Here is a 14,404-nt window from a genome sequence, read left to right as displayed (position 1 = left end):
CTGTCCGTTCCGCTTACAATACGCCGGCTTCGTTTTTCAGCTTGTCGACAAGCTCTGCCACCGACTTCACCTTGATGCCCGCCTTGCGGCCACCCGGCTCTTCGGTCTTCAGCACCTTCAGGCGCGGGGCAACGTCGACGCCGAAGTCGGCAGGCGACTTCTTGTCGAGCGGCTTCTTCTTCGCCTTCATGATGTTCGGCAGCGAAGCGTAGCGCGGCTCGTTGAGGCGCAGATCGGTCGTGACGATAGCCGGCAGCTTGACGTCGATGGTCTGCAGACCGCCGTCGACTTCGCGGGTCACGGTCGCCTTGTCGGCGGAAAGCTCGAGCTTGGAGGCGAACGTCGCCTGGCCCCAGCCGAGGAGCGCTGCCAGCATCTGGCCGGTCTGGTTCGAATCGTCGTCGATCGCCTGCTTGCCGACGATGACGAGGCCTGGAGCCTCGGCTTCCACCACGCCCTTGAGGAGCTTGGCAACGGCGAGCGGCTCGACGGCTTCGTCGGTCTCGATTAGGATGCCGCGGTCAGCGCCCATGGCGAGTGCGGTGCGGATGGTTTCCTCGGCCTTGGCAGGGCCGATCGAAACAACGACCACTTCCTCAGCCTTGCCGGCTTCCTTCAGCCGCAGGGCTTCCTCGACGGAGATCTCGTCGAAGGGGTTCATGGACATCTTGACGTTGGCGAGTTCTACGCCAGAACCATCAGGCTTGACGCGGATCTTGACGTTGTAATCCACAACCCGCTTGACTGGGACGAGTATCTTCATGGGTTCCTCTCTTCAAATCTTCCGCCGGAAAATGCGCTCAGATGCGCTCCGCCGTTTGTCGATTGGCGACATCGATACGCATTTTTTCCCCAAATACAACGATCGATGCCATTTGGCCGACAGCAATAATTTACGTTGACGTTCACGTCAATATGTTTGGCCCGCGACCTGTTGTCATCGTCCCCAATGGGTGACCTTTCGGACCGGCTGGCTTGCCGGGGTTTCCGGGCGGAGTGTGCCGCCTGACGCCTCACCATCCGGTGCGTTTCCTGCGGGCCTCTGCCCCCAGGGGCCGACCGGCGCCACGTCGACGGATGCCGCCTCATGCTCGACGGCGCGGGGCGTTACGATCGCGCGGTCGAAGAGGGGCACACCCGGACGTCGCAAAAAGAGCACCAGAAGCGCGCCTGCCAGGATCCCGCCGACATGGGCGCCCCAGGAGACATTGCTGTCGCCGTCGATGACCAGCATGACGAATTGCTGGCCGACCCAGAAGAGGAGCGGGATGAAGGCCGGAAGCGGCAGGGGAAAGCGCATGAACACCAGCACCCAGACGCGCACCTTGGGATGCAGCATCAGATAGGCCGCGACGACGCCCGACACCGCGCCCGACGCCCCGATCAGCGGCGCTTCGCTCGCCGGCATAACCAGCCCATGCACGAGCGCGCCGGCTGCCGCGCAGGCGAGGTAAAAGAACAGGAACTTGAAGTGCCCCATGGCGTCCTCGACATTGTCGCCGAAGACCCAGAGGAAGAGCATGTTGGAGCCCAGATGCAGCCAGCTGCCATGCAGGAAGGAATAGGTGATGTAGGTCGCAGTTTCCGGCACCAGCACCAGCCGCGGATCGAGCTCGGCAATGTTGAAGGCAACAGCCGGAATGAATCCCATGCCATAGACCCCGATCTCGTAAAGCGCATCGGGTGCCAGTGTGGCCAGCGCATGGGTCACGACATTGGCGAGAATCAGCCCCAGCGTCACATATTGCTTGCGAATATGCTTGAGCGCGTTTCGGTCATGCAGGGGAATGAACATCGCGCCTCGTCGGGGTTGGGGTAGGCCAATGCTAGCGCAGGTTGGGATGCGGGGACAGGGGGGCGGGCACCACGTAGGTGGCTCCTACCTTCCCATGTGGGTGATATAAGGCGCCGCAGCCCGCCTCCCCCCAAGCGGGGGAGGACGGAAAATCGAAGGCTTAGGCGAGCGTAAGCCGCCTAAACTTCGGATTTTCCCGGAGAGGGGCACAGTTCCGTGGGCACCAACCTCACCGAGCCCCCCTCTTGCGATTTCTGATGTTTAGCCGTGGCTTGCGCCACGACTAATTCATCGAAATCGCTTTCTCCCCCGCAATGGGGGAGATGCGTCCCTCGCTATCGGAATCCTTACCTGTTCTTCCCCGGCACCCAGAGAATATCCGCCCTGCCGCCATCATTCGCATGACGTGCTGCCACAAACAGAAAGTCCGACAACCGGTTCACATATTTCAGCGCCGGCTCGCCGACTTCCTCGCCATCGAAACGCGACAGTTCGACCATGATGCGCTCAGCCCGACGCGAGGTGGTGCGGGCAAGGTGCAGATAGGCGGCAGCCGGCGTGCCGCCGGGCAGGATGAAGGATTTGAGGGGGTCGAGATCGGCATTTAGCTGGTCGATCTCCTTCTCGATCCGGTCGACCTGGGCCTCGATGACGCGCAGCGGCTCATAGGACAAGACTTCGCCGGTTTCGGGGGCCGCGAGATCCGCGCCCAGGTCGAAGAGGTCGTTCTGGATGCGCATCAACATGGCGTCGAGCTCCGGCATCTCGGCCGTATGCAGCCGGGCGATGCCGATCGCCGAATTGGTTTCGTCGATCGTGCCATAGGCGTCGACGCGCAGGTCGTGCTTCAGACGGCGCGGGCCGGTCACCAGGGCTGTGGTGCCGTCATCGCCGGTGCGGGTGTAGATCTTGTTGAGCTTGACCATGGTTTAGCGTCCTCCGCCGGTGAGCCACAGCGTCAGCATGATCAGCGCAATCGCGATCGCCTGCAGCACGATGCGCGCCTGCATCAGCTTGTTGGAGGTGTTGCCATCCCCGCCCTTCAGCATGTTGAAGAGCCCCCGGACGAGGACAAGGGCGACAAGCCCCATGACGATGATGGCGAGGACATAGGTAAATGTGGACATTGCGATGGAAGTGCCTTTGTTCGTCGCCGGTCAGTCCAGCGAGCGCATCAGTCGATAAAAGAGGTCGGCCGGCAGCCAGCGCTTGAGCAGGGCCCCCTGTTTCGCCGGCTTGGTCACGAGATAATGTGGGCGGGCACGCCGGGCGGTCAAGGCGTGGGTGAGGACTTTGTAGACTGCATCCGGCCCGAGTTTGTGGCGGTTCACGGGGCCTGTGCCATCGAGTCGCGCCAGCTGTCGGCGATAGTTTTCGGCATGCACAGAGTTTTCGAGGTCGATCGCCTCGCGGATATGATGAAGCGCATTTGCGGTGAAGCGGCTTTCGATCGGGCCGGGCTCGATCAGGCTCACCTGCACGCCCGATCCCTCGAGTTCCATCCTCAGCGTCAGCGACAGGCCTTCCAGCGCGAATTTCGACGCCGTATAGGCGCCGCGCCAGCGATAGGGCACGATGCCGAGGATGGAGGAGCATTGTACGATGCGGCCTTCGCCTTGCGCCCGCATGGCAGGGATCACCCGGCGGGTCAGGTCGTGCCAGCCGAAGAGATTGGTCTCGAACTGGGCGCGCAGCGCCTCCGTCGGCAGATCTTCCACCGCGCCCGCCTGCCCATAGGCGCCGTTGTTGAAGAGGGCATCGAGCCGGCCACCGGTCCGCTCGAAGACGGTCGCCACCAGCCGCTCGATGCTCGCGGGATCGGTGTAATCCATCAGAAGGGCCTCGATGCCCTTGGCCTCAAGCGGGGCGAGATCGTCTGGCTTGCGCACCGTCGCGAAGACGCGCCAGCCATCGCGTTTCAGGGCCTCGGCGCAGTAGGCGCCGATGCCGGAGGAACAACCGGTGACGATGATGCTCTTCACGGGGAAAACCTCGTTCTTCCTTTGCAAATGCCGACCGGTTTCCCATATTCGGCCCCAGCCTGCAATCGTACCCCGCGTTCTCAAGGAGACTGGATGCCGACTTTCCTGCGTATGCTCTACAAGGTCGGTTATGATGCGTTCTGGCACTTCACCGAGGACGACGGCTGGGCTATGGCGAGCCATGTGGCGCTGTCGGCCATTCTTGCGCTCTTTCCCTTCCTGATTTTCGGCACGGCGCTTGCGAGCTTCCTCGGCGCCGACCAGTTCGCCGAAACGGCGGTGCATTTGATCTTCGACACCTGGCCGGAAACGATCGCGAAACCCCTGTCCGACCAGGTGGTGCAGGTGCTGACCATTCCGCGCGGCGGGCTGCTCACGATCTCGGTGCTGGCGGCAGCCTACTTCGCCTCGAATGGCGTCGAGGCGCTGCGGGTCTCCCTCAACCGCGCCTACCGGGTCGCCGAGACGCGACCGTGGTATCTCACGAGACTGCTCAGCCTCGGTTTCGTGCTTGCGGCGGTGGTGGTGCTGGCGGCGATCAGCGCGCTTCTCGTCGCGGTGCCCGTGGCGCTCGCCTATGCCGAGAAGCTCTTTCCGTTCCTGAAGGAATTCCTGGCGACCGTCGCCAACTGGCGCGTCTACGGCACGGTTGCCTTCCTGATCGTGACGCTGCTGGTCTTTCACCTCGGCCTGCCGGCGGGCCGCCGGCGGCTGATCGACGTGCTGCCGGGCGTGATGCTCACACTTGCCCTCTGGCTCATCGGCGCCCTGCTTTTCGGCTACTACCTCGCCTCGTTTGCCAATTATGCCGCGACCTATGCCGGTCTTGCCTCGATCATGATCGTTCTGGTCTTCCTCTACATGGTCGGCGCGATCTTCATCATCGGGGCGGAATTCAATGCGGCGCTGATGAAGTTCCGGGTGGTGCCGGTCAAGGGCGAGCCTGATGTCGGGATCTCAAATCCCGACCATGGCTCGGATATCTGACGGCGTTTTTCCCTCGGCTCTGAGCGTAGACAGCGCCGTGTCATCAAGGCTTTTCGATAGCTTGCGTCCGTCGGGGCCCAGGATCAGCCGGTGGTGGTGGTAGACGGGTTCCGGCAGCCCGAGCAGGGTCTGCAGCAGGCGGTGGACCGATGTGGCATGGAAGAGGTCGAGGCCCCGCACGACATGGCTTACCCCTTGCGCAGCATCGTCCACGGTGACGGCGAGGTGGTAGCTTGAGGGGGCATCGGAGCGCCAGAGAACCACATCGCCCCAGGCGGCCGGATCGGCCTTGATCTCGCCTTGTGGCCCGTCGCCGGTTTCCTGCCAGCTGAGCTTTGCCCCGACGACGCGTTGCGCCCTGGCGATGTCGAGCCGCCAGGCGTGGCGCTCCGCCGTTGCCAGTTTCTCCGCCCTTTCGTCTTCGCCAAGCGACCGCTCCTCCTTCGGATAAAGCGGTGCGCCATCCGGGTCGCGTGGCCAGGTGCCGCCCTCGCGCTCGAAGGCCGAGACGCGGGCCTTCACCTCGCTGCGGGTCAGGAAGGCAGGATAGACCAGGTCCATGGCCTTCAGCCGGTCAAGAGCCGCGCGATAAAGCGGGAAGTGCTCCGACTGGCGGCGGACGGGCTGTTCGAAGGCGATCCCTAGCCAGGTGAGATCGTCGATGACGGCCTGTTCGAGCTCCTGACTGCAGCGGGTGAGATCGATATCCTCGATGCGCAGCAGCAGGCGTCCACCCGTGCTGGAAGCCATGTCCGCGTTGAGAAGGGCAGAGAGCGCGTGGCCGAGATGCAGACGGCCATTGGGGCTTGGCGCGAAGCGAAAGACGGGGGCAGCGTGGCTTGCGGTTTGACGAGGACGTTCGGTCATGCTTTTCCTTCGCATGAGAGTGGCATGAGGAAAAGGGGACGGATTTGACGACGATCCGATGCGAGGCCGACCTCGCTGCGGGGCTTTCCCTTTTGCTGACGCGAGATCCCCGGCTCTCTCCGATAGCAGAGCTGTGCCGTCCGCTGCCGCTCCGGCTTTCCGCACCCGGCTTTGCGGGGCTCGCCTCGATCATTGTCTCGCAGATGGTGTCGCGGGCAAGTGCGGACGCGATCTGGCGGCGGATGACGGCGGTCTTGGGCAACCGGCCACTGGCGGAAGATTATCTCGCGCTCGGTCCGGAACTCATTGGCACTTTCGGTCTGTCGCGCGGCAAGGCGCAGGCGCTGGAAGCGGCCGCCAAGGCGGATCTCGGTGGCCCCTTCCGGCTCGACGAATTGACGGACATGCCCGCCGAGGCTGCGATTGCGGCGCTGACCGGCCTCAAGGGTGTCGGCCCCTGGACGGCGGAGGTCTACCTGATGTTCTGCGGTGGCCATCCCGATATTTTTCCGGTCGGCGACGTGGCGCTCAGGATCTCGGTGGGAGATGTTTTCTTCGCCGGCGAGCGCCCCGCACCTGAGCTCGTGGCGGAGCTTGCCGAAGCCTGGGCGCCCGTCCGATCGGTCGCCGCGCGGCTGTTCTGGGCGCATTACGCCCGCATCACCGGCCGCACTGCCTTGCCTCGCTGAGGGGCGTGCCGAGAGGTCGCGGGCTCACCTGAAAATTCAGGCTTCACAATGCTGTAACAACGGACCTAATATAGAAGGGCAGATGCCGAATCGATCAGGAGTACGCCTTGACGATTGCAGTTTCTCCCCAGGCCCTGCCGGCGCTCGTCCTGAATGCCGACTACCGGCCACTGAGTTATTATCCCTTGTCGCTCTGGTCCTGGCAGGACGCGATCAAGGCGGTCTTCCTCGACCGTGTGAACATCATCGCGGAATATGATCACTCGGTCTGCTCGCCGAGTTTCTCGATGCGGCTGCCAAGCGTGGTCAGCCTCAAGACCTATGTTCAGCCGACCCGGAACCCGGCCTTCACCCGCTTCAATGTCTTCCTGCGCGACAAGTTCGAATGCCAGTATTGCGGTTCGCCTGATGATCTGACCTTCGACCACGTCACCCCGCGCGCCCATGGCGGCGAGACGACCTGGGAAAACGTCGTGGCAGCCTGTTCGCCATGCAACCTGCGCAAGGGATCGAAGTTGCCGAAGCAGGCGCAAATGTTCCCGCACCAGAAGCCCTATCGCCCGACGGTGCAGGATCTGCACAACAACGGCCGGCTCTTCCCGCCGAACTACCTGCATGAAAGCTGGATGGACTATCTCTACTGGGATACCGAATTGCAGCCGTAAGGCTTCGGCTCGTTTCATCCTCGGCGGCGCCTTCTGCGTCGCCGCCATCTCAGACCTTGGGCTGGCTCAGATGCTGGGCTTTCTAAGCGCGCCCCAGAACGCGATGGCGGCCAGTGCCGCACTTGTCAGCACGTTCCAGCCGGCAAACGAGAGGCCAAGCACACGAAGCGTCGCTTCGGTGCAGGAGGGCGCCTTGGTGGCGTTCAGGGCATCCAGCACGTTGACCGGCGTATCGCCGCCGGTGGTTCCGATCGTGCAGGTGGAGGGGCCTTCCCAGAACTTCCACTCGACGCCGGAATGATAGATGCCCAGCCCCATGCCGACGAGCATCAGGATCGCAACCGCGATCAGCAGGGTCTTCGTGACAACAGGCGGTAGGCGGAAGACGGCAGACAGCACGGCCAGGAAGCCGACGCCGATGCCGATGTAATAGGGATTGCGCTGCATCAGGCAGAGCGCGCAGGGAATGTAGCCGCCGATATGCTCGAAACCGAGCGCGGAGCCGACGACGATCGCCATGCCGAAGGTGACGAAAACGGCCGCAGCGCGGTCGGGGTGGCGATTGAGAATTGCGAGCATGAGATCTGGCCTGCGGCTGATTGCACATCGCCGGCGTCAGGGCCGGACAGGCCGGGTTCTATTGCGTTTGCGAAGATGTGTAAATCCGCGCCGGCTCGGCGGATGGGCGCACGTGTGCGTGATGAATTGACGAATGCGAAGACGAGAGATGGTGCCCCATGCCGGAATCGAACCAGCACTCCTTTCGGAACTCGATTTTGAGTCGAGCGCGTCTACCAGTTCCGCCAATGGGGCACGGTCTGGATGTTCGCGGCTTACCATGGGCTGCGTCGCGGGTGCAAGAGGGTTTGGTGTCCTGTTTGCCTTTGGTGGCGGCGTGCCTGTGACTGTTGCGGCGAGGGTGTCCGTGAGACTGCGGATAGCCGGACGCGGACCAAGCGAGTTGAAGCGCCCTTGCCGGAATGCTAGGGGAAGGGGCAGGGCTGCATGACATGTCGTGCGGGCCGTTCCGGCCGGTCGCCCGGACCATTTCAGTTCCTCGGAAGGCAAGACGCATGACATCCACCGGCAAAAAGATTCGTATCGCTCAACCCGTCAAGCAGGTGGTCGTCGATGTCGGGCTCCTGCCGAAGGCGCCGGTTCAGCCAGCGGTCGGCCGGGGCAAGGGCAAGGGCAAGGGCAAGGCCGGCGCCCCTGTGGTCGCCGCCCCTGCTGCTGCTGTCGACGGCAAGGCCAAGGTCAATATCGTGGCGCCCGTCGCCCCGCAGGTGGCTGCCATGCGGCAGAAGCTGAAGCAGCAGTCTGTCCAGTCGGCCGTCGCGCGTGTAGATGCCGCGATCGAGGCTGGCACAGTCTCTGCGGCGGAGGCCAAGGCTCTGGTGCTGGCACTCGCCGTCAAGCGGCTCGGCGCCAAGGAAACAGCCGAAAAATGGTATCGCGGCCAGCATCTGGAGGCCTTTGGCGGACGCACGCCGGCGCAGATGGTGCGTGCCGGAGAGTTGAAGGCGCTGGTTGCCTTGATGCGTGCGGAAGTCGCACAGGCGAAGGGCTGATGTCGTAGTTTGTGGCGGGGCGGGCTTGTGACGAGTTGGTCCGTCGGCGCCTCACAGTGCGCACATGGATGCTGGCCAGAGCCCTGCGACATCGTCTTCCTGTTTGCCGGTCGTTTACGGTCAATAGAGCCGGTTGTTGTGCGTCTGCGAGATGGATGTTAGCACTTACAGCATGACGATCCGGACACTGCGCCATGCTGCTTGAGCCGCGCGACACCTTCGAGGCGCTTCGCCGCGATTTCCATTGGGACATCCCCGCCGATTTCAACATCGGACGGGTTGTGTCCGATGACTGGGCTGCCAGGGCGCCGGAGCGCATCTGCCTTCAGCATTTCTCGCCGGATGGCCGACATCTTTCGATGACTTACGGTGAACTCGCCGCCCAGTCTTCGGCCTTCGCCCATGGTCTGCAAAGCCTTGGCGTTTTGTCGGGCGACCGTGTGGCGCTGCTTCTGCCGCAATGTTTCGAGACTGTTATTGCGCATGTTGCGATTTACAAGATGGGCGCCATCGCGTTGCCGCTCGCGCTGCTCTTCGGCGAAGAGGCGCTGGAATATCGCCTGCGCGACGCTGGTGCCCGGGTGATCGTGACGAACGGCTTCGGCCTGCAACGGCTGAAGACGATCAAGGCACGGCTGCCGGCCCTGGAAACAGTGATCTCCATCGAGGGCACCGGCCCTGATGTGACAGGGTTTCGCGCCCTGATCGAGGGCAGGCCTCAAGTCTTCGCGATCGCCGAGAGCGGGCCCGATACACCAGCGTTGATGATCTACACCTCCGGAACCACGGGGCCGCCCAAGGGTGCGCTGCACGGCCACCGGGTCCTGGCGGGTCACATTCCCGGTTTCCAGCTGGCGCATGATTATCTGCCGCTGCCCGGCGACAAGGTCTGGACGCCCTCGGACTGGGCGTGGGCGGGCGGTCTGTTGAACGCGCTCCTGCCGGCGCTGATGCTCGGCGTGCCGGTCGTATCGTCGCCGGCGCAGAAATTCGATCCGCACATGGCCTTCCGGATCATGGCCGAGATGAAGGTGCGCAATGCCTTCATTCCACCGACGGCGCTTCGGCTGCTCAAGGCGGTCGAGAAGCCGCGCGAGGCCTATGACCTCGTTCTGCGGAGCATCGGTTCGGCGGGCGAGTCCCTCGGGCGCGAGACCTATGAATGGGTGAAGTCGGCGCTCGGCATCGTCCCGAATGAATTCTATGGCCAGACGGAGTGCAATTTCGTCCTGTCGTCGGCGGCGCATCTCGGCGTCACCAAGGGCGGTTTCATCGGCAAGGCCGTGCCGGGGCATGAAGTCGCGATCATCGACGACCGGGGGCGTGAGGTGCCTGTCGGCGAAACAGGGCAGGTGGCGATCCGGCGTCCCGACCCGGTGATGTTCCTCGGTTACTGGAACAACGACAGGGCGACCGAAGACAAATTCGTCGGCGGCTGGATGAAGACCGGTGATCTCGGACGGCAGGACGAGGACGGCTATGTGCAGTTCTTCGGTCGTGACGACGACGTGATCACGTCTTCCGGCTACAGAATCGGACCGGCGGAGATCGAGGACTGCCTGATCGGCCATCCGGCTGTGCGGTTGGCGGCTGTCATCGGCAAGCCCGACGCGCTGAGAACCGAGATCGTCAAGGCCTTCGTGGTGTTGCAGGAGGGGTATGCGCCGCGGCCATCCCTCGCTGTCGAGATCCGTGACTGGGTGAAGACCCGCCTCTCGATGCACGAATATCCGCGCGAGGTCGAGTTTGTCGCCGAATTGCCGCTGACCACCAGCGGCAAGGTCATTCGCCGGCTTTTGCGCGACCAGGAGATCGCCAAGGCGAGCTGAGCCGGCGCTGTGACGCGGACGCTCTGTCGGGACGGGGGTTAACCGCCGAAGCGGCGGTTCAGGACCTTGTCACGCAGGATGCGGGCGATGTTGCGGGTGTTGCGATACATGTGCAGCTGGGCGCCGACCTGGCGGACGTCGCGGTCTGCATTGGGTTTCAGGCCGATCACCAGGGTGCCCATCGCCTCGCGTTCCCTCCAGAAGCGGCTCATGATCGGATGGTCCGGCACGGCGCAGCTGTCGGTCCGCTGGATGTTGGCGTCGTCGAGGTGCCATTCGGTCAGGTCTGCCATCAACAGCTTTCCGGGCGAGAAGCGGGCATAACGCTCGTCATAGGCCGTTTTCCAGGTATAGGCCTCTCCCGCCATGATGAAGACGACCATTGACGCAATGGCGCGGCCGTCGAGGTCAAGCGTATGGATGCGCACCGCGTCGGCTTCCGCAAGATTGGTGATCGCCTCGCGGGCAAAGGCGGCGCGCAGGCGGTCGTTGACCATGGCGGAGCGTTTGCGCCCCTTCCAGCCGCTCGCTTCCAGCGCCAGGAATTCCTCCATGCGCTGGCGGATCTCCTCCGGCTGGCGGGCGACGGCATAGGTCACGGTCCCCTGCTCGGACAATAGCCGGAACTGGCGGCGCATTTCGCGCAGGTGGTTCTTGTTCAGCGCAGCGCTGAGATAGGTGTCGCCATCCTCGTAGCTCTCCAGCATTGGACGCTGGTATTCGTTGGTGACGGTCAGCGGCAGGTCGCGCGCAAGGGCGACGGCACGGGCGAGCTGGGTGAACCGGCCAGACAGGCGAAGATCGGGGATCACAAGCAGGCCGGGCATGCGGGCGTCGGGGCGTCCCAGGGCCTCAAGCAAGTTGTCGATGGTTTCGGCGGCGCCTTCGGCATCGACCAGCGGTGTGCCGAGGGGCCCGAAGGGATTGGCCCAGACGCGGATGATCGAGGGGCCGACGGAGAAACCCGGCTTCTCGATCGAATATGGGAAGAGCATGCGCAGGCGCGAGCGGCGCTCGTCCTCGTCGCGGATCACGGCGAAGCGGACCTGGCGCTCTTCCAGGCGCGGCATTGCGGGGGCGAGGAAGCGCGGTGCGAAGAAGACATTCGCCTCCATGACGCGGTAGGTCAGATATTCCAGCTCGTCCTGCAGTTCGTAACCCATCTGGCCGGGATAGACGCTCAGATGGCGCCCCGGGCGCCCAACCGCGATTTCCGTTTCCGCGACGGGGGCTGTCGCCGCACCGGCCAGACTGCCCACAAGGCGGTTGGCGTCGCTGTTCATGCTCTCGTTGTAGATGCGTTCGGTCATGGGCGGACGGCCTCCTGTCGGGGCGTCAGGGCATGTGGATCGGCAAAGGCGAAGACGACGATGCCAAACGCGCGGCGCACGGCAAGGTGCAGGAGAAGCGCTTCAACGGCCATGGCGGTGGCGGTAGCGGTTGCAGCACCCGCAAGACCCCAGATCGGGATGAGGGTGATGTTCAGGGCAATGTTGGAGGCCAGCGCCACGGCATAGACCGCGACACAGAGCTGCTGGCGTCCGGCCATTGTGAGGAGCATTTCGGCGGGGCCGACAAGCGCCTTGGCCATGTTGCCGGCAAACAGGATGACCATCAGCCCGTAACCGGCTGTGAAGGCCGAGCCGAAAAGACCGAGCAGCAGCTCGCCGAGCATCAGCACCACGGCGCCGACGGCGAGCGAGGGCCAGAAGCTCCAGCGCGCGGCGGTGCCAGCGAAGCCCGCGAGACCCTGCCTGTCGCCTTCCGCGATCAGGCTGGAAAAGCGTGGCGTCGCGCCCGCCTTGACCGCGAAGAAGACGAATTGCACCAGCGCCATCGTCTTGGCGGCGGCGAAATAGACACCGACCTGATCCGGCGGCAGATAAAGGCCGACGACGATCACGTCGGAATTGGTGAGCAGGAAGCCGAAGCCCTCGATCAGGAAGATCGGCAGTGCGACCTTGATCCAGGCGGAAAAATCGATCTTGCGGTCGCCACGGTCGTAGCGACGCACAAGGCGGCGGTCGACGAAGAGGAACTGGCCGAGGGTCGTGACATAGGTGGCCGCGAGGGCCGCCTGCATGGCGGTGACCGCCGTGGCGGGAGCGCCCCAGGCAACGGCCGCGAGCATGAAGGCGAGGATGAGGCTTGGGCGGATGATGTAGGTCGGGCTCAGTCCCAGGACAGCCCAGCGATTGGCCCGGGCGGTACCATCGAGCACGTCGCCGAGAGCGATCATCGGCAGGGCAAAGACGGCGAGGAACAGGGGCACGAGGTAGTAGTGCTCGATGCTGTCGCCGAAGATGTGGAGGGCCGAGACGCCGACGAGGGCGAGAATGCTGGCGCTCGTCATGGCAAAGAGGCGGGCCGTGGAGGTGAGGCCGCGGATTTCGGCCTGTGCCCGGTCGAGATCATATTGCGGCAGGAAGCGGATGACGGCGGTGTGGAAGCCGAGGCAGGAGAAATTGCCGGCGAGAACCACGAGAACCCAAACGAAGACGAAGATGCCATATTCAAACTCGCCCATCAGGCGGGCCTGGATGATCTGCGAGACGAAGGCGATGCCGGCGCTGACGATGCGGATGGCAAAGGCGATAGCGGCCATGCGCCGGGCGCGGGCCGTCTCGTCCTCGGCAAGGAGCGCACGGACCAGACGCGGGCCCGCGGGCAACCATTTTTCCGCTGTTTCCAGAACAGTCATCGGTACGGACGCAATACTTCTCGCTGGGTCGGGTATGGTTCCCAGTGATGACAGATCAGGGTTAACGAAGTGTGGTGATGCGGCGTTCCTGGCTGTCCGCCGTCTGGCGGGCGGCCATCGGCACGCCGTTGAACAGGAACAGGGCGAGCGGCAGCCGACGGATCAGGCGGTGGATGGCGTAGGACAGAAGAAAGGTCGCCAGGCAGACCAGCAGGAACTCGGCGACGGGCGGCCAAGTCGTCAGAAGAAGGAGTGTTGTCAGGCCGTAGATGATGGGGTGGTGCAGCAGGTAGATGCTGAAGGAGGCGTCGACGATCCGGTCGACGTGTGGATTGGGACGGTTCCAGAATCGCTCTGCAATTCCGAGAATGACCAGACTGAGGAGTACGGCGGCCGCACCGTCGACGGCGTCGTAGGCGATCCCGAGGCTGGTGCCATCGCGTCCGCGCAGCAGCGAGGCGAGGATGGCGGTTGCGCCGGCCAGGAGCGGCATCCTCCAGCCGGCGCGCCAGACGAGTGCGGACCGGATGCTTGGCACCCGACGGATGAGCACGCCGACCAGGAAGAAGGGCAGGTAGCGGAGATAGGGATCGATGCCGTGAGCGATGAGGTAGGGCAGCGTGCCGTCGATCGCGAGCATCCGGGCCTGTGACAGTTGGACCAACACCTGCCAGATGGCGAGCGCCAGTATCAGCAACGGAAGCGCCGCATGCGACGGGACAAGACCGTCGTGGACGAGCTTTGCCCTCACTCTCGCGAGAGGCGAAGACCGTGCCACATGGTCGAGCGGCACCAGCAGCCCGCTATAGGCCAGGAGGGCCGGCAGGAACCAGAGATGCATGATCCAGCCGAAGCCGGGATGCGTGACGTCGCGTGCCGCACGGTCGATGGCATCCGCCATCGGCGTGACGCCCGTCATCGCGCCGTTGAGATCGATGAGGACGACCTGCAGCGGCGCGAGCAGGACAAGGCCGGTCAGGAAGGGTATGCCGAGGCGGACCAGACGGCTACGGAGCCACATCGCAGGTGGCCGTTTTTCCAGCATCATTGCTGCAAAGTAGCCGGCGACGATGAAGAAGGCCGGCATGCGGAACGTCACCAGTACGCCACTCAGGAAGGTGAGAAACTCGCTCTTGTCGGGCGACTGGATGTCCCAGAGGACGCGTGCATTGTAGGCCATGGCAGCGTGATAGGGGATGCCGAGAAGCATCAGGAACGCGCGCAGCGAATCCCAATGATGTTCTCGTGCTGACGCAGCCGACATCCTGACCCTCCAAAGGAAAGGGGAACCGGGCCGGGTGGCGCGGTTCCCCTCATG

The 14,404-nt window shown here is 63.8% G+C and carries 15 protein-coding genes and 1 tRNA gene; 5 read left to right on the top strand and 11 right to left on the bottom strand.

Annotation, left to right across the window (positions count from 1 at the left end; translation table 11 throughout):
• Window positions 1–13: 13 nt before the first annotated feature.
• The 5 genes from J2045_RS07665 to J2045_RS07645 form a co-directional block, all read right to left on the bottom strand.
• Window positions 14–763, bottom strand: a complete 750-nt coding sequence (locus J2045_RS07665; RefSeq protein ID WP_307371276.1) for an electron transfer flavoprotein subunit beta/FixA family protein — start codon at window positions 761–763, stop codon at window positions 14–16.
• A gap of 174 nt (window positions 764–937) precedes the next feature.
• A complete protein-coding gene (locus tag J2045_RS07660) occupies window positions 938–1,795 on the bottom strand; it encodes a rhomboid family intramembrane serine protease (protein ID WP_307371273.1) in 858 nt (285 codons plus the stop codon).
• 347 nt (window positions 1,796–2,142) lie between these two features.
• Complete coding sequence (locus J2045_RS07655) at window positions 2,143–2,721, bottom strand: cob(I)yrinic acid a,c-diamide adenosyltransferase (RefSeq protein ID WP_147886865.1); 579 nt, start codon at window positions 2,719–2,721, stop codon at window positions 2,143–2,145.
• 3 nt (window positions 2,722–2,724) lie between these two features.
• Entirely contained in the window at window positions 2,725–2,922 is a 198-nt protein-coding gene (locus tag J2045_RS07650) for a twin transmembrane helix small protein (protein ID WP_076396652.1), read from the bottom strand.
• A gap of 30 nt (window positions 2,923–2,952) precedes the next feature.
• Window positions 2,953–3,777, bottom strand: a complete 825-nt coding sequence (locus tag J2045_RS07645) for an SDR family oxidoreductase (RefSeq protein WP_307371266.1) — start codon at window positions 3,775–3,777, stop codon at window positions 2,953–2,955.
• Window positions 3,778–3,870: 93 nt separating this feature from the next.
• Here J2045_RS07645 and J2045_RS07640 point away from each other — a divergent pair, with 93 nt between their 5' ends.
• On the top strand, window positions 3,871–4,764 hold the full coding sequence (locus tag J2045_RS07640; protein WP_307371264.1) for a YihY/virulence factor BrkB family protein: 894 nt from the start codon (window positions 3,871–3,873) through the stop codon (window positions 4,762–4,764).
• Here the strand turns inward: J2045_RS07640 and gluQRS are convergent.
• Complete coding sequence (gluQRS, locus tag J2045_RS07635; protein WP_307371262.1) at window positions 4,735–5,631, bottom strand: tRNA glutamyl-Q(34) synthetase GluQRS; 897 nt, start codon at window positions 5,629–5,631, stop codon at window positions 4,735–4,737. The two genes, J2045_RS07640 and gluQRS, sit on opposite strands and share 30 nt — an antisense overlap.
• Window positions 5,632–5,675: 44 nt before the next feature.
• Between gluQRS and J2045_RS07630 the strand changes: the two genes are divergently transcribed.
• A complete protein-coding gene (locus J2045_RS07630) occupies window positions 5,676–6,320 on the top strand; it encodes a DNA-3-methyladenine glycosylase family protein (protein WP_307371259.1) in 645 nt (214 codons plus the stop codon).
• A gap of 107 nt (window positions 6,321–6,427) precedes the next feature.
• Window positions 6,428–6,985 (top strand): HNH endonuclease, encoded by a 558-nt coding sequence (locus J2045_RS07625; protein WP_166600305.1) that lies wholly within the window; start codon window positions 6,428–6,430, stop codon window positions 6,983–6,985.
• 66 nt (window positions 6,986–7,051) lie between these two features.
• Here J2045_RS07625 and J2045_RS07620 read toward each other — a convergent pair whose 3' ends face one another.
• Both J2045_RS07620 and J2045_RS07615 read right to left on the bottom strand, forming a co-directional pair.
• Window positions 7,052–7,564 (bottom strand): disulfide bond formation protein B, encoded by a 513-nt coding sequence (locus tag J2045_RS07620; RefSeq protein ID WP_307371257.1) that lies wholly within the window; start codon window positions 7,562–7,564, stop codon window positions 7,052–7,054.
• Window positions 7,565–7,713: 149 nt separating this feature from the next.
• Window positions 7,714–7,798 (bottom strand) — tRNA-Leu (locus J2045_RS07615).
• 260 nt (window positions 7,799–8,058) lie between these two features.
• Here J2045_RS07615 and J2045_RS07610 point away from each other — a divergent pair.
• Entirely contained in the window at window positions 8,059–8,556 is a 498-nt protein-coding gene (locus J2045_RS07610) for a hypothetical protein (RefSeq protein WP_307371255.1), read from the top strand.
• A gap of 194 nt (window positions 8,557–8,750) precedes the next feature.
• Window positions 8,751–10,385, top strand: a complete 1,635-nt coding sequence (locus J2045_RS07605) for an AMP-binding protein (protein WP_307371252.1) — start codon at window positions 8,751–8,753, stop codon at window positions 10,383–10,385.
• 38 nt (window positions 10,386–10,423) lie between these two features.
• Here the strand turns inward: J2045_RS07605 and J2045_RS07600 are convergent, their stop codons facing one another.
• From J2045_RS07600 to J2045_RS07590, 3 genes are all read right to left on the bottom strand, one after another.
• Complete coding sequence (locus J2045_RS07600; RefSeq protein ID WP_307371250.1) at window positions 10,424–11,695, bottom strand: GNAT family N-acetyltransferase; 1,272 nt, start codon at window positions 11,693–11,695, stop codon at window positions 10,424–10,426.
• The gene (locus J2045_RS07595; protein WP_307371248.1) at window positions 11,692–13,086 is read right to left on the bottom strand and encodes a lipopolysaccharide biosynthesis protein; all 1,395 of its coding nucleotides are present in this window, start codon (window positions 13,084–13,086) and stop codon (window positions 11,692–11,694) included. Before J2045_RS07595 ends, J2045_RS07600 begins: the two co-directional genes overlap by 4 nt.
• 61 nt (window positions 13,087–13,147) lie before the next feature.
• Entirely contained in the window at window positions 13,148–14,350 is a 1,203-nt protein-coding gene (locus tag J2045_RS07590) for an acyltransferase family protein (RefSeq protein ID WP_307371245.1), read from the bottom strand.
• Window positions 14,351–14,404: the final 54 nt, after the last annotated feature.

The organism is Peteryoungia aggregata LMG 23059 (genome assembly GCF_030814435.1).
GTDB lineage: Bacteria > Pseudomonadota > Alphaproteobacteria > Rhizobiales > Rhizobiaceae > Allorhizobium > Allorhizobium aggregatum.
Note: the sequence above shows the minus strand (reverse complement) of the source record. Positions and strands in the feature narration are given on the sequence as shown.

Excerpts from the sequence above, each read along its gene's own strand:
- J2045_RS07665 (WP_307371276.1), bottom strand. The coding sequence starts at position 763 with ATGAAGATACTCGTCCCAGTCAAGCGGGTTGTGGATTACAACGTCAAG.
- J2045_RS07660 (WP_307371273.1), bottom strand. The coding sequence starts at position 1,795 with ATGTTCATTCCCCTGCATGACCGAAACGCGCTCAAGCATATTCGCAAG.
- J2045_RS07655 (WP_147886865.1), bottom strand. The coding sequence starts at position 2,721 with ATGGTCAAGCTCAACAAGATCTACACCCGCACCGGCGATGACGGCACC.
- J2045_RS07650 (WP_076396652.1), bottom strand. The coding sequence starts at position 2,922 with ATGTCCACATTTACCTATGTCCTCGCCATCATCGTCATGGGGCTTGTC.
- J2045_RS07640 (WP_307371264.1), top strand. The coding sequence starts at position 3,871 with ATGCCGACTTTCCTGCGTATGCTCTACAAGGTCGGTTATGATGCGTTC.
- gluQRS (WP_307371262.1), bottom strand. The coding sequence starts at position 5,631 with ATGACCGAACGTCCTCGTCAAACCGCAAGCCACGCTGCCCCCGTCTTT.
- J2045_RS07620 (WP_307371257.1), bottom strand. The coding sequence starts at position 7,564 with ATGCTCGCAATTCTCAATCGCCACCCCGACCGCGCTGCGGCCGTTTTC.
- J2045_RS07610 (WP_307371255.1), top strand. The coding sequence starts at position 8,059 with ATGACATCCACCGGCAAAAAGATTCGTATCGCTCAACCCGTCAAGCAG.
- J2045_RS07605 (WP_307371252.1), top strand. The coding sequence starts at position 8,751 with ATGCTGCTTGAGCCGCGCGACACCTTCGAGGCGCTTCGCCGCGATTTC.
- J2045_RS07600 (WP_307371250.1), bottom strand. The coding sequence starts at position 11,695 with ATGACCGAACGCATCTACAACGAGAGCATGAACAGCGACGCCAACCGC.
- J2045_RS07595 (WP_307371248.1), bottom strand. The coding sequence starts at position 13,086 with ATGACTGTTCTGGAAACAGCGGAAAAATGGTTGCCCGCGGGCCCGCGT.
- J2045_RS07590 (WP_307371245.1), bottom strand. The coding sequence starts at position 14,350 with ATGTCGGCTGCGTCAGCACGAGAACATCATTGGGATTCGCTGCGCGCG.